This window comes from Ferrimonas sp. SCSIO 43195, assembly GCF_023716685.1.
Lineage (GTDB): Bacteria > Pseudomonadota > Gammaproteobacteria > Enterobacterales > Shewanellaceae > Ferrimonas > Ferrimonas kyonanensis.
In genome coordinates this window covers 4268337-4292886 of sequence record NZ_CP072679.1, presented here as the reverse complement: position 1 = coordinate 4292886, position 24550 = coordinate 4268337, and the positions used below count along the sequence as shown (strand labels likewise).

Sequence of the window (24550 nt, the reverse complement as noted above, 5' to 3'; positions counted from 1 at the left end):
CCTAGAAGCTGGTGATGCGGTTGATCTCCGCCAGACTGGTGAGCCCCTGGGCGGCCTTGGCCAGCCCCGACTCCCTCAGTGGCACCATTCCCTGCTGACGGGCCAGGGCTTGCAGGGCCAACGAGGTGCCGTCGGCCATGATCAGTTCCGCCAGAGCCGGGTTCATGGGCATCAATTCGTACACGCCCAGCCGGCCTTTGTAACCGCCGGTGCAGTGAGCGCAGCCTTTGGCTTGATACAGGGTCAGGCCGCTGTTGATTTGGTCACGGCTGAACCCTTCGCGGGCCAGCACCGGTTCCGGCAGGGGTTCTGGCTGTTTGCAGTGAGGACAGAGACGCCGACACAGACGCTGGGCGATGATCAGTGACACCGAAGCGGCGATGTTATATGGAGCCACCCCCATATTTTGCAACCTGGTCAGGGTTTCGGCGGCCGAATTGGTATGCAGGGTCGACAACACCAGGTGACCGGTCTGGGCGGCTTTAATGGCAATTTCGGCGGTCTCCAGATCCCGTATCTCCCCCACCATCACCACGTCCGGATCCTGACGGAGAAAGGCCCGCAGTGCGGCGGCAAAACTGAGGCCGGCCTTGTTGTTGATCTGCACCTGGTTGATGCCGTTGAGGTTGATCTCCACCGGATCCTCGGCGGTGGAGATGTTGCGCTGGGCGGTGTTGAGAATGTTGAGCCCGGTGTAGAGGGACACGGTTTTGCCGGAGCCGGTGGGCCCGGTAACCAGAATCATCCCCTGAGGCCGGGCCAGGGTGTCGCAAAAGCGCGCTTTTTGATCCGGCTCATAGCCGAGGGCGTCGATGTTCAGCAGCGCCGCCGAGCCGTCCAGAATCCGCATCACGATCTTTTCCCCGAACAGGGTTGGCAGGGTTGAGACTCGGAAATCGATGGATTTTTTTCGCCCCAGCCGCAGCTTGATGCGGCCGTCCTGGGGCAGGCGCCGCTCGGCGATGTCCAGTTTGGACATCACTTTCAATCGGGCGGAGATGCGGCTGGCCAGGTTTACCGGTGGGCTGGAGATGGGGTGCAGTACGCCGTCGATGCGAAAGCGGATGCGGTACTCTTTCTCATAGGGCTCAAAATGCAGATCCGAGGCGCCGCGTTTAATGGCATCGGTAAGCAGCTTGTTGATGTAGATGACAATGGGGGCGTCATCTTTGGAGGGGCCCGGTTCGTCGACGGCGGTGTCGCTGCCGTCCTCCACTTCGATGCTGCCCAGGTTCTGCTCATCCAGTTCACTGAGCTCCAGGGCATCGAAGTCGTTTTCCAGGTAACCGTCGATAAAGGCGTCCAGCGCCTCTTCGGCCACCAGAATGGGGATAACATGATGGCCGGTATTGAATTCAAAATCTTCCAGCGCCGTCAGATTGGCCGGATCGCTGGTGGCCACAAACAGGTGATCGCCGCGTTTGCCGATGGGCAGGCAGCGATACTGCTCCACCAGCCGCACGCTGATCTGCTCACCGGGCAGGTTGTCGGGGTTGAGGGCCTGGATGTCAAACAGCGGAGTGCCGAAGTTGACCGCCCGGCGGTACAGAGACTCGTCCATAACGGCAGAGGGGGAGGCGCCGCCTCCCCAACCGAATCAACACAGACCGGCGGCGACGCAGGTGCCGGACTGAGCCCAGGACAGCGTGCCACCACTGGCCGTCGGGGTCAGGATGTAGGTGGCGCTGTCGACCCCGGCGACGGCGGTGGCGGTGATGCCGGCTGCGGTGTAGGTGACCGAGGCGACGTTGGCACCGCCGGCGGCGCCGGTGACGTTGCCGTCGCCGTCGATGCTGACCTTACCGCTGCAGGCGGTGTGCACCGCGGCGGCGTTGCCTGTGGTGCCATTGGTTTGCACGCACACCTCGATTTGGGTCTTGATGGAGCCGGTGGCTGAGATCACCTCACTGAATTTGGCGCGTTTGGTGTAGGTCTGGTAAGCGGGCAGGGCGATGGCGGCGAGGATGCCGACGATGGCCACCACAATCATCAGTTCGATCAGGGTAAAACCACCGGCGTGTTGACGGATTTTCATCAGGATACTCCTTTCCAGAAACGGCTTTCCTTGTCGTCGCTCCGGAACTCCTTCCCAGAGCGGCTTCCACTATCAAAGCTAGTACAGGATGGGGGTGACACAAGGCAAAAGCCGACACCCACGCCGGGTTTTGCCGATGATTTTGGTGGTTGTGACTGAAAAGGCGGGAGATTTCTGAAAAGAAAAACGGCATCCTCAGATGCCGTTTTTTGCTGTTTTATTTGAACCGCATCGACAGGTCCACCGCCCGCACGTGTTTGGTCAGGGCGCCGACCGAGATGTAGTCGATGCCGGTGTGGGCAAAACTGGCGATGGTGTCCAGGGTAACGTTACCGCTGACTTCCAGCTTGGCACGACCGCCATTGAGCTTGACCGCCTGCATCTGCATGGTCAGGTCGAAGTTGTCCAGCATGATGATGTCGGCGCCGCCGTCGATGGCCTGGGCCAGCTCATCGAGGTTTTCCACCTCTACCTCAACCGGCTTATCGGCGTGCAGCGCCCGGGCGGCGTCAATGGCAGCGGCAATGCCGCCGCAGGCATGGATGTGGTTCTCTTTGATCAGGAAGGCATCAAACAGGCCGATGCGATGGTTTTTGCCGCCGCCGCAGGTTACGGCGTACTTCTGGGCGGTGCGCAGACCCGGCAGGGTCTTGCGGGTATCCAGCAGCTTGGTGTCGGTGCCATCCAGTTTGAGTACGTATTGATTCACCAGGGTGGCGACGCCGGACAAGGTCTGGACGAAGTTCAGTGCCACCCGTTCGCCGGTCAGCAGGGTGCGGGCCGGGCCGGCCAGTTCACACAGCACCTGGTTGGCAACCACCAGATCGCCGTCGTCCACATGCCAGTGCAGCGCCACGTCGCCGCCCAGCTGATTGAAGACTTGCTCCACCCAGGCTTTACCGCAGAACACCGCTTCCTCGCGGCAGAGGATGGTGGCCTCGCTGTAGCGGTCCGCCGGGATCAGTTGCGCGGTGATGTCGCCCTGTTCGGCACTGAGGCCGCCGAGATCTTCCGCCAGGGCGGTGGCGACAGCAAGACGGATGTCATTTTCCAGCATAGTGTGTTACTTCCTGATTGTGAGCGTTTGACCACGTTGTACCAATTCCAGATGCCTTAGGGCGTTCATGCCCAGCAGAATGGTGTCGTCGTGTTGGCCAGGGTTTAGGCTGGCGTCCAGATTATACAAGGTCAGCGCACCGATTTTGAGAGTTTCTATTCGGGTTCTGTAGACGGTGACGGTTCCGTTGGCGGTGCTGACCGGAAACGGAGCGCCAGCCTGCAGTCCCAGCGATTCGGCCAGGTGCGCCGGAATGGAGGTGGTAGTGGCGCCGGTATCCAGCATCAGGGTTACCGGCCTCTGATTGAGCTGGCCGCTGACCACATAGTGGCCGCGCTGATTTTGCTGCAGCACCAGTTCACTGCCGACGGCGTCCGGTTGCTGATTGGGGTTGAACTGCTGCTCCAGTTTGTCATCGAAATAGAGATACAGCAGCAACAACAGCGACAGCCAGGCCAGAATCAGCATCGGCTTTCCAAAGGGGCTGGTGGGGCGTGTCTTGTCCATCTTCAACCTGTTACAGTGGCAATGGGATCATTATTAAGTTTCTGTATGCAAAAGGCCAACCGCAATTACACTGAACTGGAGCCCGGCGGCCGCTGGGTGATGCAGGCCGAGCACCGCTTCTCGCCGTTTCAGGATGCCCGCCCGCCGGAGTGCGATGTCGACGCCATCGTCATCCATAACATCAGCCTGTGCCCGGGCCAGTTTGGCAGTGGCTACGTCGACCAGCTGTTTCTCGGCTGCATTCAGCTGGACAGTCCGGTGCTGGCGGACGTTCGCGGCCTCAAGGTGTCGGCGCACCTGTTCATTCGTCGGGATGGCAGTGTGGTGCAGTATGTGCCGTTCGATCGTCGCGCCTGGCATGCCGGCGTCAGTGAACTGGCGGGGCGCAGTCGCTGCAACGATTTCTCCATTGGCATTGAGATGGAAGGCACAGATTCTTGTCCCTACTGCCCGGCTCAATACGCCAGCCTGGTTGAAGTAACGGCCGCTTTATTAGATGCTTACCCTCGAATCTCACGTGAGCGGATTGTCGGTCACAGCGACATTGCGCCCGGCCGCAAGACCGACCCCGGCCCCGCATTTGACTGGCCCCGTTTTCTCAATGAACTGAACAAGGCGATGTAGATGGCACTGTTTTCCCTGTTAGTGGTCCTGATCCTTGAACGCTTAAAGCTGATTGCCCCGATGCTGCAATTCAATGTGGTGTTCGGCGCCTACCAGCGAGCGGTGTTTAACGACGTGCAGTTGCGCTCATGGTGGCGGATGGCCCTGGTGCTGGTGCTGCCGGCGGCGCTGGTGGCGCTGCTGGCTTATGAAGTTCAGGGCAGTGCCTATGGCCTCTGGCATCTGGGGTTGTGGTTGCTGGTCGGAGTGGTGCTGTTTGGCCACAGTGAACTGAGGGAACGCTTCAAGGAGTATCTGCAGGCGGCGTGTCGGGGCGATGTTCAGGCTTGCTTCCATACTGCCGACCGCGTGGATGTGGTGCCCATGGAAGCGGTGTCGGAAAAGGAGTTGGGTCAGCGCATGGGGCAGGTGGCTGCCTGGCTGAACTACCGCTACTACGCTGCCGTAGCGCTCTACTTCGTGTTGCTGGGCCCGGCGGTCGCCACTTTGTATTGCACGGTACGTGCCTACCACGATCATTTTGAGCGGGCGCAACTTCACCGACCGCTGGTGAAGCCATTGTTGGCGCTGATGGATTGGTTGCCGGCCCGCATCGTGGCGTTTGGTTTTGCCCTGACCGGCCATTTCAGTCGTGCCTTGTCGGTGTGGATGTCACTGGCGTTTCGGCCGACGGTGTCAGCCCGAGAGCTGATCACCGAAGTGGCGTTGGTGGCCGAGGAGATTCCGCTGGAAACCGCGGCACCGGTATGCGTTCAGTCGACCCTGTCGCTGTTGAAGCTGGCCAAACGCAACGTCACCCTGCTGCTGATCGTGGTGTCGCTGCTGACCATCTTCGGCTTTATTCATTAAGGCAACTCCGCCGGTTACCGATCGGCGGCTCTTCGGTTTCCGGTCATTTTATCTCCCCCCTGGCCGGGTCGCCTTGAGTCTGGGTGGTCGTTTTTCTCACCAATGACGCCTGTGGGGCGGGTTGTGAATACTCGGCGGCGGGCGGGTTTCACTGTTGGTCGCTCGGGGCGGGTGAGCCAGCGCACAAAAAGCGCTGCCCCAGGGCCCGGGCTGGCTAAAAATGCGCCGCCTTTAGAGGTTGTTCAGGGTCGATAGCAATAAAACTAACGTTAATTGTCGGTTTTGCGAGCTGGTCGATTGATCTGTCTCTCAAAGGTCGGATGATCTAACGTGGCAGCAATCCTCGTTGCTTGCCAGAATCTTATTCATTGATTCTTTTGATATCGTTGCTTTGTAAAGTGGTCATACCATTGTGATAAGTCCCTGTTCGGTTTTGTCGATCGGGTCGATCTTTTAATTGCAATGTGTGATATCAATCAAAGTGGTTGCCATGAAAGAGTGTGATCTGGTACATTTCCGTTCGCACTATTAATGGTCATACCAATTGACAAACCATTAACAGACTGGGAAGTTATCCGACCATGGCCTACCAAAAAATTAGCCAGCCTAAGCTGTCTGACGTCATCGTAAACCAACTGGAAAAGATGATTTTAGAGGGCAGCCTGAAACCGGGGCAAAAACTGCCACCGGAGCGCGAGCTGGCGCAACAGTTTGAAGTGTCTCGACCATCACTGCGTGAGGCGATTCAGAAGCTGGAGGTTAAAGGCCTACTCAACCGGCGCCAGGGAGGCGGCACCTATGTGCAGGATCAGCTGTGGAAAAGCCTGGCCGATCCCCTGATTGAATTGCTGGCAGACAATCCAGAGACACAGTACGACTTACTGGAGTTCCGTCACGCAACCGAAGGTATGATGGCCTATTATGCAGCATTGCGGGGAACGGATTCGGACCGCGCAATACTGAAACAGCGAATTGATCGTCTTAACGAAGTTCAAGGACAGCTGGAGCTTGAAGCGACGGCCATCGTGGACTTCTACCGGGCGGTGGCCGAGGCTTCTCACAACGTGGCGATGTTGCACGTTGTATTGAGTCTTTCGCCATTGCTTGAGCGTAATGTTGCTGAAAACCTTGAGCTTCTTTATCGCCGTGAGGGCTCAGCACACTACGCCAACCTGCATCGGGAAGCCCTGTTAAAAGCGATCTTGAATCGCGAGCCCGAAGTGGCACGCAGAGCGTCCAACGAACACCTGGCCTACATCGAAGAAGTCACTATCGAAGTGCGCCAGGAGGACAGTCGTCAGCAGCGGAGTTTGCGACGCTTGCGAAACGACTACTAGCAGAATGCGAGTAAAGGCAGTTCAGATCCTCTGGACTGCCCCATCACAAGCAACGATGGAAAGAGGAACATTGTGATGCCGGAAATGATGCCACACGACGTGGATCCGCAAGAAACTCAGGAATGGCTGGGCGCCCTGGCCGCGGTTTTGGAGCAAGAGGGCCCGGAACGTGCCCATTATCTGCTGGAGCAGATGATCGACAAAGCCCGCCGCAGCGGCGGTCACCTGCCGTACAAAGCCACCACCGCTTACGTCAACACCATCCCGGTAGGCCATGAGCCTAACATGCCCGGAAATCAGGAACTGGAACACCGTATTCGAGCCATCATTCGCTGGAATGCCCTGGCGATGGTGTTACGGGCTTCCAAGAAAGATCTGGAGCTGGGTGGACACATCTCCAGTTTTGCCTCCAGTGCCACCCTGTATGACGTGTGTTTCAACCACTTTTTCCGCGCCCCGAACGATAAGGACGGCGGCGACCTGGTGTATTTCCAGGGCCACATTGCGCCGGGGATCTACTCTCGCTCCTTCCTGGAAGGCCGCCTGAGTGAAGATCAGCTGGATAACTTCCGCCAGGAAGTGGACGGCAAAGGCATCTCCTCTTACCCCCATCCGCGCTTGATGCCGGATTACTGGCAATTCCCGACCGTGTCCATGGGGCTGGGTCCCATCGCGGCCATCTACCAGGCACGCTACCTGAAATACCTCACCGACCGTGGCATTAAAGATTGCTCCGAACAGAAGGTGTACTGCTTCCTCGGCGACGGCGAAGTGGATGAGCCGGAAGCCCTGGGGGCCATCGGCCTGGCGTCCCGCGAAGAGTTGGACAACCTGATCTTCATCGTTAACTGTAACCTGCAGCGTCTCGACGGCCCGGTTCGTGGTAACGGCAAGATCATTCAGGAGCTGGAAGGTGAATTCCGCGGTGCCGGCTGGGAAGTGATCAAGGTGATCTGGGGTCGCTACTGGGATCCGCTGTTGGCTCAGGACACCTCCGGCAAGCTGTTGCAGTTGATGGAAGAGACCGTTGACGGCGAATATCAGAACTGCAAAGCCAAGGGGGGCGCCTACACCCGCGAGCACTTCTTCGGCAAGTACCCGGAGACCGCCGAGATGGTGGCCAACATGTCCGACAGCGACATCTGGCGTCTGAATCGCGGTGGCCATGATCCGGTCAAGGTGTACGCGGCTCTGAAGAAAGCCAATGAAACCAAAGGCCGTCCAACGGTGATCCTGGCTAAGACCGTTAAGGGTTATGGCATGGGTGACGCCGGTGAGGGCAAAAACATCGCCCACGGGGTGAAGAAGATGGACGTGGAGGCGCTGAAGCACTTCCGTGATCGCTTCAACATTCCGCTGAGCGATGAGCAGCTGGAAGAGATTCCCTACTATCACCCGGGTGAAGACTCCCCAGAGGTGCAGTACTTGCGCGAGCGCCGGGAAGCCTTGAAAGGGTACATGCCGGCCCGCAGCTCCAAGTTCTCCGAAGAACTGGTGACGCCGCCACTGAAGGCCTTCGATGCGGTGCTCAAGGGATCCAATGGTCGTGAAATCTCCACAACCATGGCCTTTGTACGGGTGCTGACGGCGTTGTTGAAGGACAAGCAGATCGGCAAGCGTGTGGTGCCGATCATTCCGGACGAGGCCCGTACCTTTGGTATGGAAGGCTTGTTCCGTCAGGTGGGCATCTACGCCCACGAAGGGCAGAAGTACACCCCTCAGGATAAAGACCAGGTGGCGTACTACCGCGAAGACAAGAAAGGTCAGGTGCTGCAGGAAGGCATCAACGAACTGGGTGCCATGAGTTCCTGGCTGGCTGCGGCGACCAGTTACTCCACCAACGATGCGCCGACCATTCCGTTCTACATCTACTACTCGATGTTTGGCTTCCAGCGCATCGGTGACATGGCCTGGGCGGCCGGTGACCAGCGTGCTCGTGGCTTCCTGGTCGGCGGTACCTCCGGTCGAACCACGTTGAATGGCGAAGGCCTTCAGCATCAGGACGGTCACAGCCACATTCAGGCCAACACCATTCCTAGCTGCATTACCTATGATCCGACCTACGGCTACGAAGTGGCGGTGATCGTTCATAACGGTCTGGAGCGGATGTACGGCGAGGCGCAGGAAGACATCTTCTACTACCTGACCACCCTCAACGAGAACTACGAGCAGCCTGCCATGCCGGAAGGGGTGGAAGAGGGCATCATCAAAGGCATCTACAAGCTGGACACCCTCAAGGGCTCTGGTAAAGGTAAGGTGCAGTTGCTGGGCTGTGGTTCCATTTTGCAACAGGTGCGCAAAGCCGCCGATGCCCTGGCCAAAGACTATGGCATCGATGTGGATGTGTTCAGCGTCACCAGCTTCAATGAACTGACCCGTGACGGTCAGGCCGCTGACCGGGTGAATCTGCTGAATCCAACGGCCGAACCTCAGCAAGCCTACATTAGCACCGTGCTGTCTGCGGAGGCGCCGGTGATTGCCGCGACGGACTACATGAAATCTTACGCCGACCAGGTTCGTGCCTGGGTACCGTCGGATTACAGCGTGCTTGGCACCGACGGTTTCGGCCGCTCCGACAGCCGCTCCAATCTGCGCCACCACTTCGAAGTGGATTCCCGCTGGATCGTGCTGGCCTCACTGAAGTCTCTGGTAGACCGCGGTGAACTGCCGGTGAAGGTCCTGACCGATACCATTGAGCAATACGGTATCGATACCGACAAACAGAACCCGCTGTGGGCCTGATAGGGATTAAGTAAGATGTCACAAATTAAAGAGATCCGCCTGCCCGACGTCGGTGGCGATGCGGTAGAGATCATCGAACTGTGCGTGGCCGCCGGCGATGCCGTGGAAGCCGAAGGCTCACTGATCACCGTGGAGACCGATAAGGCCACCATGGATGTGCCCAGTGAAGACGCCGGTACCGTGGTTGAGCTGAAAGTGGCCGTGGGTGACAAGGTGTCCGAAGGCGACCTGATTGCCCTGGTCGAGGTGGCGGGGGCAGAGGCGCCTGCAGAAGCTCCGTCCGAGGCACCCGCCGAGGCTGCCCCTGTGGCGGAAGCCCCGAAGGCCGCTGCCGTTGAGGCCGAAGTGGCAACCCCTGCCGCCGGCACGCCGAGCCTGCAGCAAGTTCAGGTACCTGATATTGGTGAGTCCGGTGAAGTGGACATCATCGAGGTGCTGGTTGCCGTCGGCGATACCGTCGAGGCGGAACAGGGCCTGATCACCCTGGAAACCGACAAGGCCACCATGGAAGTGCCCGCCCCCTTTGGCGGTGTGGTCAAAGAGCTGAAAGTGGCCGTGGGCGATAAGATTGGCGAAGGTGGCCTGGTGGCGGTGCTGGAAACCGTTGCCGAGGAAGCGGTCGCTGAGGCGCCCGTTGCGCCGGCCCCTGCCGAGGCTGCGGCTGCTGCCCCGGCGGCGCCTGCGCCTAAACCCAGCGCACCGCCGGTACCTCATCACCCCTCTGCGGCGGCGCCGAAGAGTACCGGTGCCGTGTACGCCTCGCCGGCGGTTCGCCGTCTGGCCAATGAATTTGGTGTCGACCTGACCCTGGTGAAAGGGACCGGGCGTAAGAATCGCATCGTCAAAGAGGACGTGCAGGCGTACGTTAAGTACGAACTGTCCCGTCCTAAGGCCAGCGCCGCGACCAGCACTGGTGCCGGTAACGGCCTGCAGGTAATTGAGCCGCCGAAAGTCGACTTTGCCAAGTTTGGTGAAGTGGAGTTGGTGCCTCTGACCCGGATTCAGAAGATCTCCGGCCCGAATCTGCATCGCAACTGGGTCACCATTCCTCATGTGACTCAGTTTGATGAAGCGGACATCACCGATCAGGAAGCGTTCCGCAAGCAGCAGAACCAGCTGGCGGCCAAGCTGGAAGACGGCGTTAAGCTGACGCCGTTGGTGTTTATCCTCAAGGCGGTGGCCCGAGCGTTGGAGTTGCATCCCAAGTTCAACAGCTCCCTGTCTGCCGATGGCGAGCACCTGGTGATGAAGAAGTACATCCACATCGGTGTGGCGGTGGATACGCCAAACGGTCTGGTTGTGCCCGTGGTTCGCGACGTTAACACCAAGGGCATCAACGAACTGTCCCGGGACTTGGGGGAGTTGTCCGCCAAGGCTCGTAAAGGTAAGTTGACGGCGGCCGACATGCAGGGCAGCTGCTTCACCATCTCCAGCCTGGGCGGCATCGGCGGGACGCAATTTACCCCCATCGTCAATGCCCCGGATGTGGCCATCCTCGGGGTGTCCCGCTCCGAGATGAAGCCGAAGTGGGATGGGCAGGCCTTCCAGCCGCGACTGATGCTGCCGCTGGCCCTGTCTTATGATCACAGGGTGATTGACGGAGCCGATGGCGCCCGATTCATCAGCACCCTGAGTCAGACACTGGCTGACATCCGTCGATTGATTCTGTAAATCGGCATATAAAGGCCGACCAATCTGGTTGGCCTTTTGTTTATGGAACCGGGGCAGTACAATGCCCGCATCCCCGCCGTCAGGTGGTGGCTGCCCCAACGGAATGAATAAAAAATAGAGGATATTATGAGCAACGAGATTAAAACCCAGGTAGTGGTTCTCGGTGCCGGACCTGCCGGTTACTCCGCCGCGTTTCGTGCCGCTGATTTAGGTCTTGAGACCGTCATCATCGAGCGCTTCAGCACCCTGGGTGGGGTGTGTTTGAACGTCGGCTGCATCCCATCAAAAGCCCTGCTGCACGTGGCCAAAGTTATCGATGAAGCCAAAGCCATGGCCGCTCACGGCGTGACCTTCGGCGAGCCGAAGATCGATCTTGACCAGGTGCGCGCCCACAAAGAGAAAGTGATTGGTCAGCTGACCGGCGGTTTATCCGGCATGGCCAAGATGCGCAAGGTGAAGGTGGTGAACGGCTTCGGTAAGTTTACCGGCCCGAACAGCATTGCCGTGGAAGGCGCCGATGGCACCACCGTGGTGAATTTTGATCACGCCATCATCGCCGCCGGCTCTCGCCCCATCGAGTTGCCGTTCATTCCTCATGAAGATCCGCGCATCTGGGATTCCACCGATGCCCTGGAACTCAAGGAAGTGCCAGAGCGCCTGCTGATCATGGGCGGCGGCATCATCGGTCTTGAGATGGGTACCGTCTACCACGCCCTGGGCAGCCAGGTGGAAGTGGTTGAGATGCTGGACCAGGTGATCCCTGCGGCCGACAAAGACGTGGTCCGGGTATTCACCAAGCGGATGAAGAACAAGTTTAACTTCATGCTGGAGACCAAGGTCACCCAGGTGGAAGCCAAAGATGATGGCATCTACGTCAGCATGGAAGGCAAGAAGGCCCCTGCCGAAGCCCAGCGTTACGACGCAGTGCTGGTGGCCATTGGCCGCACCCCGAACGGCAAACTGATTGACGCCGACAAGGCCGGGGTCAAGATTGATGAGCGCGGCTTCATCAATGTCGATAAGCAGATGCGCACTAACGTTAATCACATTCACGCCATTGGCGACATCGTTGGTCAGCCAATGCTGGCGCACAAAGGCGTGCATGAAGGCCACGTGGCCGCCGAAGTGATCTCCGGTAAGAAGCACTACTTTGATCCCAAGGTGATTCCGTCCATCGCCTATACCGATCCGGAAGTGGCCTGGGTGGGTCTGACCGAGAAGGAAGCCAAGACTCAGGGCATCAGCTATGAGACCGCTACCTTCCCATGGGCTGCCAGTGGCCGTGCCATTGCTCAGGACGCCTCCGATGGCATGACCAAGCTGATTTTCGACAAGGAAACCCACCGGGTGATCGGTGGTGCCATTGTCGGCAGCAACGGCGGTGAACTGCTGGGAGAGATTGGCTTGGCCATTGAGATGGGGTGCGATGCCGAAGATCTGGCATTGACCATTCATGCCCACCCAACCCTGCATGAATCAGTGGGTTTGGCTGCGGAAGTGTACGAAGGCAGCATTACTGATCTGCCCAACCCCAAGGCAAAGAAGAAGTAACCCTCTTCAAATGCAAAATAAGCGGCTTCGGCCGCTTTTTTTATGCACAGTTGGATGGACGTTTTGCCGAAGTGAATTTAAAGTAACGGCAGTAGAACAACAATAACAACTGGTGCCATGTGCGATTAGGTCGATTTTTGCTGTGGGTCCTGCTGCTACTTGGGCAGGGGAACCCGGTGTTTGCTTATTACAGTCGGGTGTTTGATCATAACTCCGGCCTGACGGTGAACTCCGTCAATGACCTCGCCATTGGAGCCGACGGCATGGTGTGGGTGGCGTCCCACGATGGCCTGTACCGCATTGCCAGTCACCGGGTTCGCCGTCTCGATCGCCAGCAGGAGCAGCGCCTGATCACCGACAACACCCTGACCCGGGTGCGGCGCATCGGCGACCACACCCTGTTTGTGGCCGGTGAGCACGATCTGTTCCTGTTCGATGTGCTTCACAACCGTGCTCAGCTTCTGGGACGGGACCGTTTTCCGCACTATGACCGCGCCGGAACCTTTGCGGTGACCTCCGCCCAGGATAATGTGCTGTGGTTCATCAATCTCAATGGTCAGCTGCACCGGCTGGACCTGGATCAATCCACCTTGACTCAACTGGCGGACATCGGTCCGCAGGCGCACCCGTTTCAGGCGTTGGTGCGTCACAACAATACCCTGGTCACTGCCACCAGAGAGCAGATTCTGACGTTTTCCATGGATGGCCGCTTGATGGAGCGGCGTCGCTGGGATCGCGGCCAGGGCAATCTCACCACCCTGTTTGTGGACCGCCAGCAGCGGCTGTGGGCGGCCTCGACCCGCGGCCTGTATCTGTATCGTCAAGGCCAGTTTGAACTGCTGGAAGCGGTAGGGCGGTCGGTGCGTGACATGGCTCAAGACAGCCAGGGCAACCTGTGGGTGCTGAGCACCGTCGGCCTGCACCGGGTGGAACCGGATACCCTGGCGGTCACCTCCATCGGTCGTGGTTCCAAGGTATTTGATGGCAACAGCAGCATGCATAAGCTGGTGATCGACGATCATGATCAGCTGTGGATTGCCACTCTCAACGATGGTCTTGTGGGCCTGTCTCAGCCGGAGTCGTTTCTGGTCGACCGGCTCAGCATGGACAGCAACCCTCCGCTGACCAATGACATGGTGTGGGGCTTCTGGGGGACGCCGCAGGCGTTGTACGTCAGCACCGAAGAGGGACTGGATCGAGTCAACCTGGAGAGCAGGGACAGTCAGCCCATGGTATTGGAGGGGCTGGACAGCCTCGACAGTGTGTTCTCCGTGGTAGCAATGTCGGACTCGGCACTGATGGTGGGCACCTCCAAGGGCCTATTCAAGTTGGATAAGGCCACTGGCGTCGCCCGTCGCTTTGCCGTGGGCAGCGACGGCCGTGAGGATCTCAGTAACCGGGTGATTCTGAGCCTGACCGAGGGCCCGGGCAGGGTGTGGATAGCCACCGACATGGGGTTGTATCTGTACCGCAGTCTGGATGACAGCGTCACCTTGGTAACGGCGGCGGACCAGCCGGTTATGGGGGTGCGCAATGTGCTGGATCTGGGCGAGCAGGTGTGGCTGGGGGGCAAACGGCGTCTCGGGGTGTATGACCCCGAAAGCGGTGAGTACCAGTCGCGGATTCACTGGCTGCCGGACGGAGCAGAACAATACCATTTTGGTCCCATGGCGCAGATCGGTCCCGGTCGCTTCCTGATGGGCAGCTTTGGGGAAGGGGTGTACGAGATTGACGAGGCGACGCAAACCGGCACCTACCTCAACAAGGCGTGGCGGCTGAACTGTACCTCGCCCTATTTCATTGCCCCCATTGCCACTGGCGCCCTTATTGGTTGCCCTCAGATTCTTGCCCGTTACGACAGTGACAACGGCACCATCACCAGCGTCGGCGGCGAACGGGGGCTGATGGACACCGAACTCAACGAAGGCGGCGTCCATGTGATGGAGGACGGCACCGTGATGGTGGCTACCACCTCCGGGGCCTGGCGGGTGGATCCGCGGCGGATTCTGGCTCGGGATGAGTCCTTTGCCATTCAACTGGAGTCCATCAAGGTTCAGTACGATGACGGTGTGGAAACCTACTTGATGCCGGAGTCACAGCCGGTGGAGATACGCCCCAATTTTGAGTTGGTGAGCATCGCCCTGGGCACCACCAACCTGCTGTCGGCCAAGCCGGTGAATCTGAGGTATCAACTGGCCTTTGACGGCCACCTCAGCAGCCTGACCGAACTCCAGGGGGAGAGCACCATCAGCCTGTCGCGTCTGCCAGCTGGGTCACATGAACTGTTGATCTACGCCGAGTTTGACGGCGTCTGGCAAGCCCAACCGCTGCGGCTGCCCTTCGTGGTCAAACAGTACTGGTGGCTGCGCCAGGGGATGCAGTTGCTGTTTGTGACCGTCACCATGCTGTTGCTGTTCCTGACGGCGGTGAACTGGCGCAACCAGCTAAGGAGTCAGCGTCGCATCAACCAGGCGCTGCAGCACAGTCAGCATCGGCTGCAATTGGCGCTGCAAGGGGGCGGCTCAGACATCTGGGAGTGGGACGTCAAGAGCGACAGTTTTTACGTGGAAAACCGCCAGTCGGCCCTGTCTCACTCCGACCGGCCGATGCGGATCCCCAGGGTGGGAATGAGCCTTCATCAGCTGGATCGCGCTTTGGTGGTGGAGGCCTGGTTTGCCCTGCTCAAAGGGGATCAGGAAAGGATCAACATCGAATTCCGGGCGGTTAACCCCATCGGAGAGTGGCGCTGGTTGTGGGTCACCGGAACCGTGATTGAGCGGGATCCGGAAACCGGACAGGCGCTGCTGGTGGCCGGGGTCTACAGCGATAAGACCAAGGTGCGCAAGATGGCTCACCTGCACACCCTGTACGCCCATGCGGTAGAGAACACCACCGAAGGGATGCTGATTCTGGATGCCGATTACGTGGTGACGGCCCACAACGCCTCGGCGTTGTCGATTCTGGGCTATGATCATGCCGGCCTCGACGGTCTGAGCCTCAGCCAGCATATTCTGTGTGACGACACCGTGTTGGAGGAGCTGAGTCAAAGCCGTCGCTGGAGTGGCGAGGTTCGCTTGCGCCGGCAAAATGGCACCGATGTGTCGGTGTGGTTGAACCTGTCTTACATGTCTTTGGACAACGACGGTGACTATCAGGTGGTGCTGTTTTCCGACATCACCGAGCGTAAAAACCAGGAGCTGGAGTTGCAGAAGCTGGCTAACTTCGACCTGGTCACCGGCTTGCCGAATCGCAGCCAGTTTAATCAGATGATGGGCACCCTGATGACTCAGGAGCCGGATCAGCCGTTGGCGCTGTTGTTCCTGGACCTGGACCGCTTTAAGCACATCAACGACACCTTTGGTCATGGCACCGGCGATGCCCTGTTGGTGGAGGTGAGCCGGTTGCTGGCGGCGGTGGTGGGCAACAGTGGCACCGTGTGCCGCTTTGGCGGCGATGAGTTTGTGATTCTGATGCGGGGCTTCCACTACCGCCTGGAAGTGGAAGCCCTGGCCGAACGGGTGCTCACTGCGTTGTCTGAGCCGATACAGGTGCAACAACAGGTGATGTATCAGTCTGCCAGCATCGGCATCGCCCTGTACCCGGAAGATGGCGGCCAGCCGGAGGAGTTGCTGAAGAACGCCGATCTGGCCATGTACCACGCCAAAGAGGAGGGCCGGGGCCGAGTCTGCTTCTATACTCGGGAGCGTGACGCCAAGGCCACCTACCAGTTGGAGATGGAAAACGAGTTGCGCCAGGCGCTGGAGCAGGATCGGCTTGCCATCCATTACCAGCCGATGGTGGAGCTGAGCGATCGCAGCGTTTGCGGGGTGGAGGCGCTGATGCGCTGGAACCGCAGTGACGGTACCCCGGTGTCGCCGGATGTGTTTATCGAGCTGGCGGAATCCAGCGGTCTTATCATCCGTCTGGATCGCTGGATGCTGGAAAATGCCTGCAGAGAGTTTATGTCCTGGCCGGACAATCGCCGCCTAAAGCTGTCCATCAACGTCTCCGCCAGCCACTTCCGCCAGTACGACTACGTTGAGTTTATTCAGTCGATGCTGGAGCGCACGGGAATGCCCGCGTCGCAGTTGTGCCTGGAGATTACCGAAGGGGTGCTGATGCAGCAGATCAACCTAGCCCAGGCTCATCTGGTGGCGCTGCGGGAGTTGGGGATCTCGGTGGCCGTGGATGATTTTGGTACCGGTTATTCGTCGTTGTCCTATTTGAGTCAATTTGCGGTTAACAGCTTGAAAATTGACCGCTCTTTCATTCAGTCTATGCTGGAAAACAAAGCCAACCGAGCCATCACCTGCAGTATTCTGGATCTGGGACGCAACCTGGAGCTGGACGTGGTGGCCGAAGGGGTTGAGACCGATGAGCAGTTGGCGTTTCTGAAGCGCCAGGGTTGTCATCTGGTTCAGGGCTTCTATTTTGCCCGGCCCATGGCGGCTTCCGCTTGCTGCCAATGGTTGGCGGCGCGGGCGTCGGCTTCGCTGGTAACTGACTAACTTTCTCGGAGAGATACCTTGATCAGATTGTGTGTATGTTTGCTGTTGTTACCAATGATGACCTGGGCGGCGGAGCGGCCAACCGTGGGGGTGGTCCTGTCTGGTGGTGGTGCCAAAGGGGCGGCTCACGTGGGGGTACTGCGGGTTCTGGAGCAGAACAATGTGCCGGTGGATTACATCGCCGGTACCTCCATGGGCGCCTACGTCGCCGGCTTGTATGCCCTGGGCTACAGTGCCGATGAGATTGAGACGGTGTTGACCACCCTGGATTTCAACACCGGTTTCGACGACGACATTCCACGCCAGGATCTGTCCTACCGTCACAAGCAGCAGCAGGATGATTTTCCGTTGCCGTTGAAGATGGGTTATCGCGATGGGGAAGTGCGTTTCCCCAAAGGGGCGTTACAGGGACAGACCATGCGGTCGCTGATTCGTCGCTCGGTGGGCAGCATTCCCGAACTCAACAGCTTTGATGACCTGCCGATACCGCTTCGAACCGTGGCAACGGATCTGGCGGATCGCAGCGAAGCGGTGCTGGACAGTGGCAATCTGGTGCTGGCGATGCAGGCCAGCATGACCGTTCCCGGCGCCCTGGCGCCCATCGAGCTCGATGGCCGCATGTTGGTGGACGGCGGCATGGCCAACAACCTGCCGGTGAACGTGGTCAAGGAGATGGGCGCCGACGTGGTGATTGCGGTGGACATCGGCACGCCATTGAAGGGCAAGGATGAGCTTAACTCGGTGTTCGACATTGTCGATCAACTGACCGGCTACCTGACCAACCTGACCCGGGATCAGCAGGTGGCGCTGCTGGAGGAGGGGGATCTGTTGCTGGTGCCGGAGATCGGTGAAGTGGGAACCAGTGACTTTGATCTGATGCCGGAGATGATTCCCCGGGGCGAGAAGGCCGCCAATGATCAGATCGAGGCGATTCGGGCGCTGGCGGTGTCCGATGCCGATTATCTGGCCTATGCGGCACAGAAGAAAGCGGTGCAGCGTTTTTGGCAGCGTAAGGGCTCTGGCGAGTTGGTGGCCATTGAGTTGGATAATGACTCCTGGGTCAGTGAAACCCAGATCCTCAACGCCTTGAAGGTGGAGCCAGGCCAGACACTGGAGCAGGATGACATTGAGAATGCCATCGCCCGAGTGTACGCCCTCAATGAGTTTGAGCGGGTGGACGCGCACATCGAAGAGCGCGCCGACGGTCGGGTGCTGGTGGTGGACACCGATGGCAAAAGCTGGGGCCCTCATCAGTTCGAGCTGGGGCTGAGGCTAGAAGACAACTTCGAAGACCCCACCAGCAGCAGTCTGGATCTGGCATTCACCATGAATAACCTCACTCGCTTCGGTGCCCAGTGGCGCAATGAGCTGAGCGTGGGCACCAATCGTCGCTTGCGCAGCGAGTTGTACCTGCCGTTGGAGACCAGTCAGCAGTGGTATCTTCGCAGTCAGTTCGAATATGAGCAGGAGGTGTGGGAGAGCGTGACACCGGTTCCGGAGTTTCCGTTTACCAACATCGAGCGCAGTCGCAATAATCTGCTGGTGGGAGCTGGCATCAACATCGGCATCAATGCCCAGTTCGAGTTGGCCTATCAGTTTGAGGGCGGGGACGTTCGCACTAACCACAGCCTCGACTTTTCCGACATTGGCGATTACACCTTCCACGGCGCCAAGGCGCGTTTGGGCTATGACTCTCTGGATCAGCCGATGTTTCCGACCCAGGGCAGTAAGTGGTTGGTGGAGGTGTCCCACCTGAATGAGCGTTCGGATCTCACCTTTGATGGCCAGCCCACCAACGAGGAGAGCTCGCTGGTGTACCACCTGGAGTGGACTGGTGCTACTCGCTGGGATCAGCACAGCATGTTTATGCGGACCGAGTTTGAGACCATCGACAGCGATGGCATCAGCTTCGTCCACTTTACCTCGCTGGGGGGATTCCTGAACCTGTCCGGCTTTTATCGAGACTCCTTGGTCGGCAGTCATAAAGCCTTTGCCGCCGGGGTGTATACCTATGATCTCAGTGAGGGCACCCTGGGAATTAAGTGGCCACTGTACCTCGGAGTGTCGGCAGAGGCGGGCAATGTCTGGCTGGAGCGGGACGATGCTGGCGTCGATGACCTGATCTATGCCAGCAGTCTGTTTGTCGGGGCTGAGACGGCCTTGGGGCCGGCGGCTCTGGCCTGGGGCTGGGCCGACAGCGGTGATTCCAGCCTGTACCTGTTCCTGGGTAAGCAGTTCTGATCGGCGCCGTTGAAACTCGGTTTAGGCGTCCCTAGGACGCCTTGTTATTGCCAGTGACTGAGGTCGAACTCATTCAGGCTGCCTAACCGCTGATCGGCGATGACGTAGCGAGGATCGTTGCGGTGATCCCTATCCGGAATCGCCAGCACCTGCATGCGTGCGGCCTTGGCGGACAGCAAGCCGTTGAAGGAGTCTTCGATGGCCAGGCAGTCAGTGGCAGCCACGCCGATGGCCTCGGCGGCATCCAGGTACACCTGAGGGTGAGGTTTGCCCAAAGGCAGCTGCTCGGCGGAGCAGGTGGCCTGAAAATAATCGCGAATGCCCAGTTTATCCAGGGTGGCATCCATCAGAATTGCCGGCGACGAGGTGGCGACTGCCAGTGGCAGCCCGGCTTGTTGCAGCTGGGTCAGGGCGGGGATTACCCCAGCCATGGGCTGGCCCTGGGCACGAATCACCGCCACCATGGCGTCCAGAATCTCGGCCTCTACCTGCTTGACGCTGGCGTTGTCCCAGGGGTGACGGCTGTACCAATACTGAACCACGTGATCGATTCTTAGCCCCTGGGTTTTCAGGGTGTCCGCCAGGGTAATGGGCACGCCATATTTGGGAAAGACTGCCATTTCAGCCTGTTGCCAGAAGGGTTCGGAGTCCACCAGCACTCCGTCCATGTCGAAGATGACCGCTTTGATCATAACTGCTCCTGTTGTGCCCGGCTAAAGCGGTTGCCTTTGCCTGCGATGAGGGTAGACTCCGATGAATTTGGTTCACCCCCAACCTTTCGTAAATGAGCCTAAACTCAATGGGGTAGCTTAGCCTAATAGCAGAGGATGTCTCTATGACCCAATCGCCTTTTTTACTCTCTCTCGGTGCCGCAGTGTTACTTTCGGGTTGCGGTGGCAGCAGTGGTTCCTCCACCCCTCAGACCGGCCAGTTTTCGCTGGCGGTGTCGGATGCACCGGTGGATGACGCCAGTGAAGTGGTGCTCTACTTCAATGAAGTGGTGCTGGTGCCGGAAGAGGGTGGTGAACCGACCCTGATCGACCTGAGTGAGGGGGGGCCGGATCGAATCGATCTTAAGCAGTACACCGGCAGCGACCGTGCGCCTATTGTGACCAATGAAACCCTGGCGGTGGGCAACTACACCATGTGTCTGTACGCCCTTGACGGTGATGGCAGTACCGATTTGTCTTACGTGGACAGCGACAGCCAGGGCATCGTGTCATTGAAAGTAAACAGCAAAGGCAGTTGTCAGGGGGTCAAAGGCAACACCGATGAGGCCGGACGAATCTTCTTTAATCGTCCGTTTACCATCAATACCGGCAACAACAACTTTGTCGCCGAGTTTGATCTGCGCCAGGCTCTGGTGGATCCGGTGGGGCAACCGGGCATGTTTATTAAGCCCACCGCGGTGCAACTGATCAACCTGGCGGGGGTGGGCAACATCGCCGGTACCCTGACCGAGACGCAGAGACTGGCCTGTGAGGCCGATACCGCATCATTGCTGGGAGTGTCCGAGTTCCAGCATGCGGCTTACCTGTATCAGGGCAGTCGCGATCGAACCACCATGGGGGACATCATCGGCGATGCCAGTTACCCCGATGGCAGTGTGCTGGTGGAGCCGGTGGCAACCGCCGACATCAGTTTCGACGAGACCAGCCAGAGTTATCGCTACGAGTTTGGTTTTGTCGGAGAGGGTGACTACAGCATCGGCTATACCTGTGTGGCCAACAACGATCTGGCCGACAGCCACGAAACCGATGCCGAAGATTTCATCATCTACCAGCATTACACCCCGGTCAGCGTTGAAGCGGACCAAACCACCACTCAGGATCTGGCCCCGATTCTGTGATCCGACACCGGCGGGGTTCGCAAGGATCCCGCCGAGCCTCACCGTCTTACACTTTAGTCCAAAAAAACGCCGGTTTAGGCCGGTTGCAATTTAAACTTCCGTTTTAATTCAGATATACTGCCTCTAGCTCGAAAAGGTGTGGCATTCATCACAAAATGGAACCAATATGCCACACACAACCGGAGGTCCTTGACTAGCCGCATTCGCCGCTATCGAAGTCATACCCGGAATCTATAACAGGACGAGCAGCTTCGTCGTAAGCCTGCCAGTAAAAGAGGATTTTTGCCGTGCTAGAAGCCTACCGTGAACACGTTGCCGAACGCGCAAACCAAGGTATCGCCCCTAAGCCACTGGATGCGGAACAGACCGCAGCCCTGGTGGAACTGTTTAAGAACCCCCCTCAGGGCGAGGAGGCGTTCCTGATTGATCTGCTGGAGAACCGCATTCCACCTGGGGTGGATGAAGCGGCCTACGTAAAAGCCAGCTTCCTGACCGCCGTTCTGACTGGTGAAGTCAGCAGCCCGCTCATTAGCCGTGAGCGCGCCACCGAACTGCTGGGCACCATGCAGGGCGGTTACAACATCGAGCCACTGATTGCCGCCCTGGATGACGCCGAGTTGGCGCCGCTGGCGGTGAAGGCGTTGTCCCACACCCTGCTGATGTTTGACTCTTTCCACGATGTGGTGGAGAAGATGAACGCCGGTAACGACGCCGCCCGTCAGGTGGTGCAGTCCTGGGCCGACGCCGAGTGGTTCCTGTCCAAGCCTGCGCTGGCGGAGAAGATCACCCTGACCGTGTTTAAGGTCAGCGGCGAAACCAATACCGATGACCTGTCGCCGGCACCGGATGCCTGGTCTCGTCCGGACATTCCACTGCACGCCCTGGCGATGCTGAAAAATGCCCGTGACGGCATCACTCCGGACAAACCCGGTGAAGTGGGGCCGATCACCACCATCGAGTCACTGAAGGCCAAAGGCCATCCGGTGGCGTACGTCGGTGACGTCGTGGGCACCGGCTCCTCTCGAAAGTCCGCCACCAACTCGGTGTTGTGGTTCATGGGCGATGACATCCCCAACGTGCCCAACAAGCGTGCCGGAGGCTTCTGCCTCGGCGGTAAGATTGCGCCGATCTTCTTCAATACCATGGAAGACGCCGGTGCGCTGCCGGTGGAGCTGGACGTCAGCCAGATGAACATGGGCGATGTGGTTGAGATCTACCCCTATGAAGGAGTGGCCAAGAACGCCGACACCGGTGCAGAGTTGTGCCGGTTTGAACTCAAGACCGACGTGCTGCTGGACGAAGTCCGCGCTGGCGGCCGTATTCCGCTGATCATCGGTCGCGGCCTGACCGATCGTGCTCGTGAGGCCTTGAGCCTGGGCAGCAGCGACGTATTCCGCCGTCCCGCCGAGGTGGCCGAAAGTGGCAAAGGTTACACCCTGGCGCAGAAGATGGTGGGTAAGGCCTGTGGCGTTACCGGTGTGCGTCCCGGCCAGTACTGTGAGCCGAAGATGACCACCGTGGGATCTCAGGATACCACCGGTCCCATGACCCGGGATGAGCTGAAAGACTTGGCCTGCCTCGGCTTCTCTGCCGATCTGACCATGCAGTCGTTCTGTCATACTGCCGCCTACCCCAAGCCGGTGGATGTGACCACCCACGCGACCCTGCCGGACTTCATTATGAACCGTGGCGGCGTGTCCCTGCGTCCCGGTGACGGTGTGATTCACTCCTGGCTGAACCGAATGCTGCTGCCGGACACGGTTGGTACTGGTGGCGACTCGCACACCCGCTTCCCGCTGGGGATCTCCTTCCCGGCCGGTTCCGGACTGGTGGCCTTCGCAGCCGCGACCGGTGTGATGCCTCTGGACATGCCGGAGTCGGTGTTGGTGCGCTTCAAGGGCGAGATGAAGCCGGGCATTACCCTGCGCGATCTGGTGCACGCCATCCCTTATTACGCCATTCAGCAAGGTCTGCTGACCGTAGAAAAGCAGGGCAAGAAGAACATCTTCTCCGGCCGGGTGCTGGAGATTGAGGGCCTGAATGATCTCACCGTCGAGCAGGCGTTTGAGCTGTCCGATGCGTCCGCCGAGCGCTCTGCCGCCGGTTGTACCATCAAGTTGTCTGAAGACTCCATTGCCGAGTACCTGAACTCCAACATCGTGATGCTGAAGTGGATGATTGCTGAAGGTTACGGTGACCGCCGGACCATTGAGCGCCGCATCCAGGCGATGGAGAAGTGGCTGGCGAACCCTGAGCTGATGCAGGCGGACGCCGACGCCGAATACGCCGAAGTGATCGAGATCGATCTGGCGGAGATCAACGAGCCGATCCTGTGTGCGCCGAACGATCCGGATGACGCCCGTCTGTTGTCCGAGGTGCAGGGTGAAACCATCGATGAGGTGTTCATCGGTTCCTGCATGACCAACATCGGTCATTTCCGCGCCGCCGGTAAGTTGCTGGACAAGTTCAAAGGCAGCCTGCCGACCCGCCTGTGGGTGGCGCCGCCGACCAAGATGGATCAGCAGCAGCTGGTGGATGAGGGTTACTACGGCATCTATGGCCGTGTCGGCGCCCGCACCGAACTGCCCGGCTGTTCCCTGTGCATGGGTAACCAGGCCCGGGTCGCGGAAGGTGCCTCGGTGGTGTCCACCTCCACCCGTAACTTCCCCAACCGTCTGGGCACCGGTGCCAATGTGTTCCTGGCGTCGGCGGAGCTGGCGGCGGTGGCGTCCATTCTGGGTAAGCTGCCGACCGTGGCGGAGTATCTTGAGTATGCCAAAGAGATCGACGCTCAGGCGGCCGATACCTATCGTTACCTGAACTTCCACAAGATGGAGCAGTACACCAAGCCAGCCGGTGAGGTGATCATTCAGGCAGCGGTCTGACTGAGCGGGGGCAATGCGCCCCCTTAAACAAAAAGCCCTGCAGTAGCAGGGCTTTTTTGATCAGGGCTGAAGGGCCATGGTGCCGGCCTCAGGGGTTGGTCTGCAGCTCGGCAGTGACCTTCTTGTGTAGCGTATCCAGCAGCTGGTCTTCATAGGCAAAGCGCTCTTCCATCGCCTGGCCGAGCCGGGACAGCTCCTCATCCAGCTCCAGCATGCGCTCATCCTCAGACGTCAGCTTGGAACCGAATTTATCGTTGAAATCCAGGGCTACGTCGGTACTTCTGGCGATCTGAGGTACCAGGCAACTGGCGGCCTGACGACGGTCATCGCTGTGTTTTTCACACTCGGATACCACCTGATCGTAGACTTCGAAATGGCCCTCGGACACATAGTCCACCAACATGTTGCAGAAGCTGTGTACCCCTTCTGGTTCAGGCAGGGAACTGTCTTTGTTGTCATAAGGGGGCAGGTTTGCCAGTTTGAAGTAGTGGATCAGCAGCGTACGGCGATTATGGAGCCATTGATCGATGAGCTTGTTCTTGCCGCCCCATTCGTCTTCAGCGCGTTGCAGTCTGGTGAGCATGGCCTATCCCTCTTGTTCTTCAATCCCGTTGATTCAAATTTAAGTAATTGAACGCATGTTTATCAATGTTTTTTTGCGGAATGAGACAGATTCATCACTTTAGAGGAAGAA

The 24550-nt window shown here is 58.8% G+C and carries 15 protein-coding genes and 1 pseudogene; 10 read left to right on the top strand and 6 right to left on the bottom strand.

The window, feature by feature from the left end; all coding sequences use genetic code 11:
- Position 1: 1 nt before the first annotated feature.
- The 4 genes and pseudogenes from pilB to J8Z22_RS19780 form a co-directional block, all read right to left on the bottom strand.
- Positions 2-1528: pseudogene (gene pilB, locus J8Z22_RS19795) on the bottom strand (type IV-A pilus assembly ATPase PilB); the annotation flags it as partial.
- A 69-nt stretch (positions 1529-1597) separates the two neighbouring features.
- On the bottom strand, positions 1598-2035 hold the full coding sequence (locus tag J8Z22_RS19790; RefSeq protein WP_035414953.1) for a prepilin-type N-terminal cleavage/methylation domain-containing protein: 438 nt from the start codon (positions 2033-2035) through the stop codon (positions 1598-1600).
- A gap of 217 nt (positions 2036-2252) precedes the next feature.
- Positions 2253-3092: a carboxylating nicotinate-nucleotide diphosphorylase gene (nadC, locus tag J8Z22_RS19785; RefSeq protein ID WP_252007753.1), complete on the bottom strand. Its 840-nt coding sequence runs from the start codon at positions 3090-3092 to the stop codon at positions 2253-2255.
- A 6-nt stretch (positions 3093-3098) separates the two neighbouring features.
- Positions 3099-3599, bottom strand: coding sequence for a TIGR02281 family clan AA aspartic protease (locus J8Z22_RS19780; protein ID WP_028111532.1), 501 nt, complete (start codon positions 3597-3599; stop codon positions 3099-3101).
- A gap of 45 nt (positions 3600-3644) precedes the next feature.
- Between J8Z22_RS19780 and ampD the strand changes: the two genes are divergently transcribed.
- The 8 genes from ampD (at position 3645) to J8Z22_RS19740 (ending at position 19122) form a co-directional block, all read left to right on the top strand.
- Positions 3645-4223 carry a 1,6-anhydro-N-acetylmuramyl-L-alanine amidase AmpD gene (ampD, locus tag J8Z22_RS19775; RefSeq protein ID WP_371878035.1) on the top strand — a complete coding sequence of 193 codons (579 nt, stop codon included), beginning with the start codon at positions 3645-3647 and terminating at the stop codon, positions 4221-4223.
- On the top strand, positions 4224-5072 hold the full coding sequence (gene ampE, locus J8Z22_RS19770; RefSeq protein ID WP_028111534.1) for a beta-lactamase regulator AmpE: 849 nt from the start codon (positions 4224-4226) through the stop codon (positions 5070-5072).
- 581 nt (positions 5073-5653) lie between these two features.
- Entirely contained in the window at positions 5654-6409 is a 756-nt protein-coding gene (pdhR, locus tag J8Z22_RS19765; protein WP_028111535.1) for a pyruvate dehydrogenase complex transcriptional repressor PdhR, read from the top strand.
- Positions 6410-6484: 75 nt separating this feature from the next.
- Entirely contained in the window at positions 6485-9151 is a 2667-nt protein-coding gene (gene aceE, locus J8Z22_RS19760; RefSeq protein WP_028111536.1) for a pyruvate dehydrogenase (acetyl-transferring), homodimeric type, read from the top strand.
- A 15-nt stretch (positions 9152-9166) separates the two neighbouring features.
- The gene (aceF, locus tag J8Z22_RS19755) at positions 9167-10822 is read left to right on the top strand and encodes a dihydrolipoyllysine-residue acetyltransferase (protein WP_252007750.1); all 1656 of its coding nucleotides are present in this window, start codon (positions 9167-9169) and stop codon (positions 10820-10822) included.
- 126 nt (positions 10823-10948) lie between these two features.
- Positions 10949-12373, top strand: a complete 1425-nt coding sequence (gene lpdA / locus J8Z22_RS19750) for a dihydrolipoyl dehydrogenase (RefSeq protein ID WP_028111538.1) — start codon at positions 10949-10951, stop codon at positions 12371-12373.
- Between the two features lie 137 nt (positions 12374-12510).
- A complete protein-coding gene (locus tag J8Z22_RS19745; protein WP_252007747.1) occupies positions 12511-16881 on the top strand; it encodes an EAL domain-containing protein in 4371 nt (1456 codons plus the stop codon).
- Positions 16882-16899: 18 nt separating this feature from the next.
- A complete protein-coding gene (locus tag J8Z22_RS19740; RefSeq protein WP_252007745.1) occupies positions 16900-19122 on the top strand; it encodes a patatin-like phospholipase family protein in 2223 nt (740 codons plus the stop codon).
- A gap of 44 nt (positions 19123-19166) precedes the next feature.
- Here J8Z22_RS19740 and hxpB read toward each other — a convergent pair whose 3' ends face one another.
- Positions 19167-19814: a hexitol phosphatase HxpB gene (gene hxpB / locus J8Z22_RS19735; RefSeq protein WP_252007742.1), complete on the bottom strand. Its 648-nt coding sequence runs from the start codon at positions 19812-19814 to the stop codon at positions 19167-19169.
- A 143-nt stretch (positions 19815-19957) separates the two neighbouring features.
- On the opposite strand from hxpB, the gene J8Z22_RS19730 reads away from it, so the two are divergent.
- Positions 19958-20971, top strand: a complete 1014-nt coding sequence (locus J8Z22_RS19730) for a DUF4382 domain-containing protein (protein ID WP_252007740.1) — start codon at positions 19958-19960, stop codon at positions 20969-20971.
- Positions 20972-21258: 287 nt separating this feature from the next.
- Positions 21259-23856: a bifunctional aconitate hydratase 2/2-methylisocitrate dehydratase gene (acnB, locus tag J8Z22_RS19725; protein ID WP_252007739.1), complete on the top strand. Its 2598-nt coding sequence runs from the start codon at positions 21259-21261 to the stop codon at positions 23854-23856.
- Between the two features lie 88 nt (positions 23857-23944).
- Here the strand turns inward: acnB and rsd are convergent, their stop codons facing one another.
- Complete coding sequence (rsd, locus tag J8Z22_RS19720; RefSeq protein WP_252007737.1) at positions 23945-24439, bottom strand: sigma D regulator; 495 nt, start codon at positions 24437-24439, stop codon at positions 23945-23947.
- Positions 24440-24550: the final 111 nt, after the last annotated feature.

Bases quoted from the DNA above. Each gene is read 5' to 3' on its own strand.
- lpdA (WP_028111538.1), top strand. From the start codon at position 10,949: ATGAGCAACGAGATTAAAACCCAGGTAGTGGTTCTCGGTGCCGGACCT.
- aceF (WP_252007750.1), top strand. From the start codon at position 9,167: ATGTCACAAATTAAAGAGATCCGCCTGCCCGACGTCGGTGGCGATGCG.
- pdhR (WP_028111535.1), top strand. From the start codon at position 5,654: ATGGCCTACCAAAAAATTAGCCAGCCTAAGCTGTCTGACGTCATCGTA.
- nadC (WP_252007753.1), bottom strand. From the start codon at position 3,092: ATGCTGGAAAATGACATCCGTCTTGCTGTCGCCACCGCCCTGGCGGAA.
- ampD (WP_371878035.1), top strand. From the start codon at position 3,645: ATGCAAAAGGCCAACCGCAATTACACTGAACTGGAGCCCGGCGGCCGC.
- J8Z22_RS19790 (WP_035414953.1), bottom strand. From the start codon at position 2,035: ATGAAAATCCGTCAACACGCCGGTGGTTTTACCCTGATCGAACTGATG.
- rsd (WP_252007737.1), bottom strand. From the start codon at position 24,439: ATGCTCACCAGACTGCAACGCGCTGAAGACGAATGGGGCGGCAAGAAC.
- J8Z22_RS19730 (WP_252007740.1), top strand. From the start codon at position 19,958: ATGACCCAATCGCCTTTTTTACTCTCTCTCGGTGCCGCAGTGTTACTT.
- aceE (WP_028111536.1), top strand. From the start codon at position 6,485: ATGCCGGAAATGATGCCACACGACGTGGATCCGCAAGAAACTCAGGAA.
- ampE (WP_028111534.1), top strand. From the start codon at position 4,224: ATGGCACTGTTTTCCCTGTTAGTGGTCCTGATCCTTGAACGCTTAAAG.
- hxpB (WP_252007742.1), bottom strand. From the start codon at position 19,814: ATGATCAAAGCGGTCATCTTCGACATGGACGGAGTGCTGGTGGACTCC.
- J8Z22_RS19780 (WP_028111532.1), bottom strand. From the start codon at position 3,599: ATGGACAAGACACGCCCCACCAGCCCCTTTGGAAAGCCGATGCTGATT.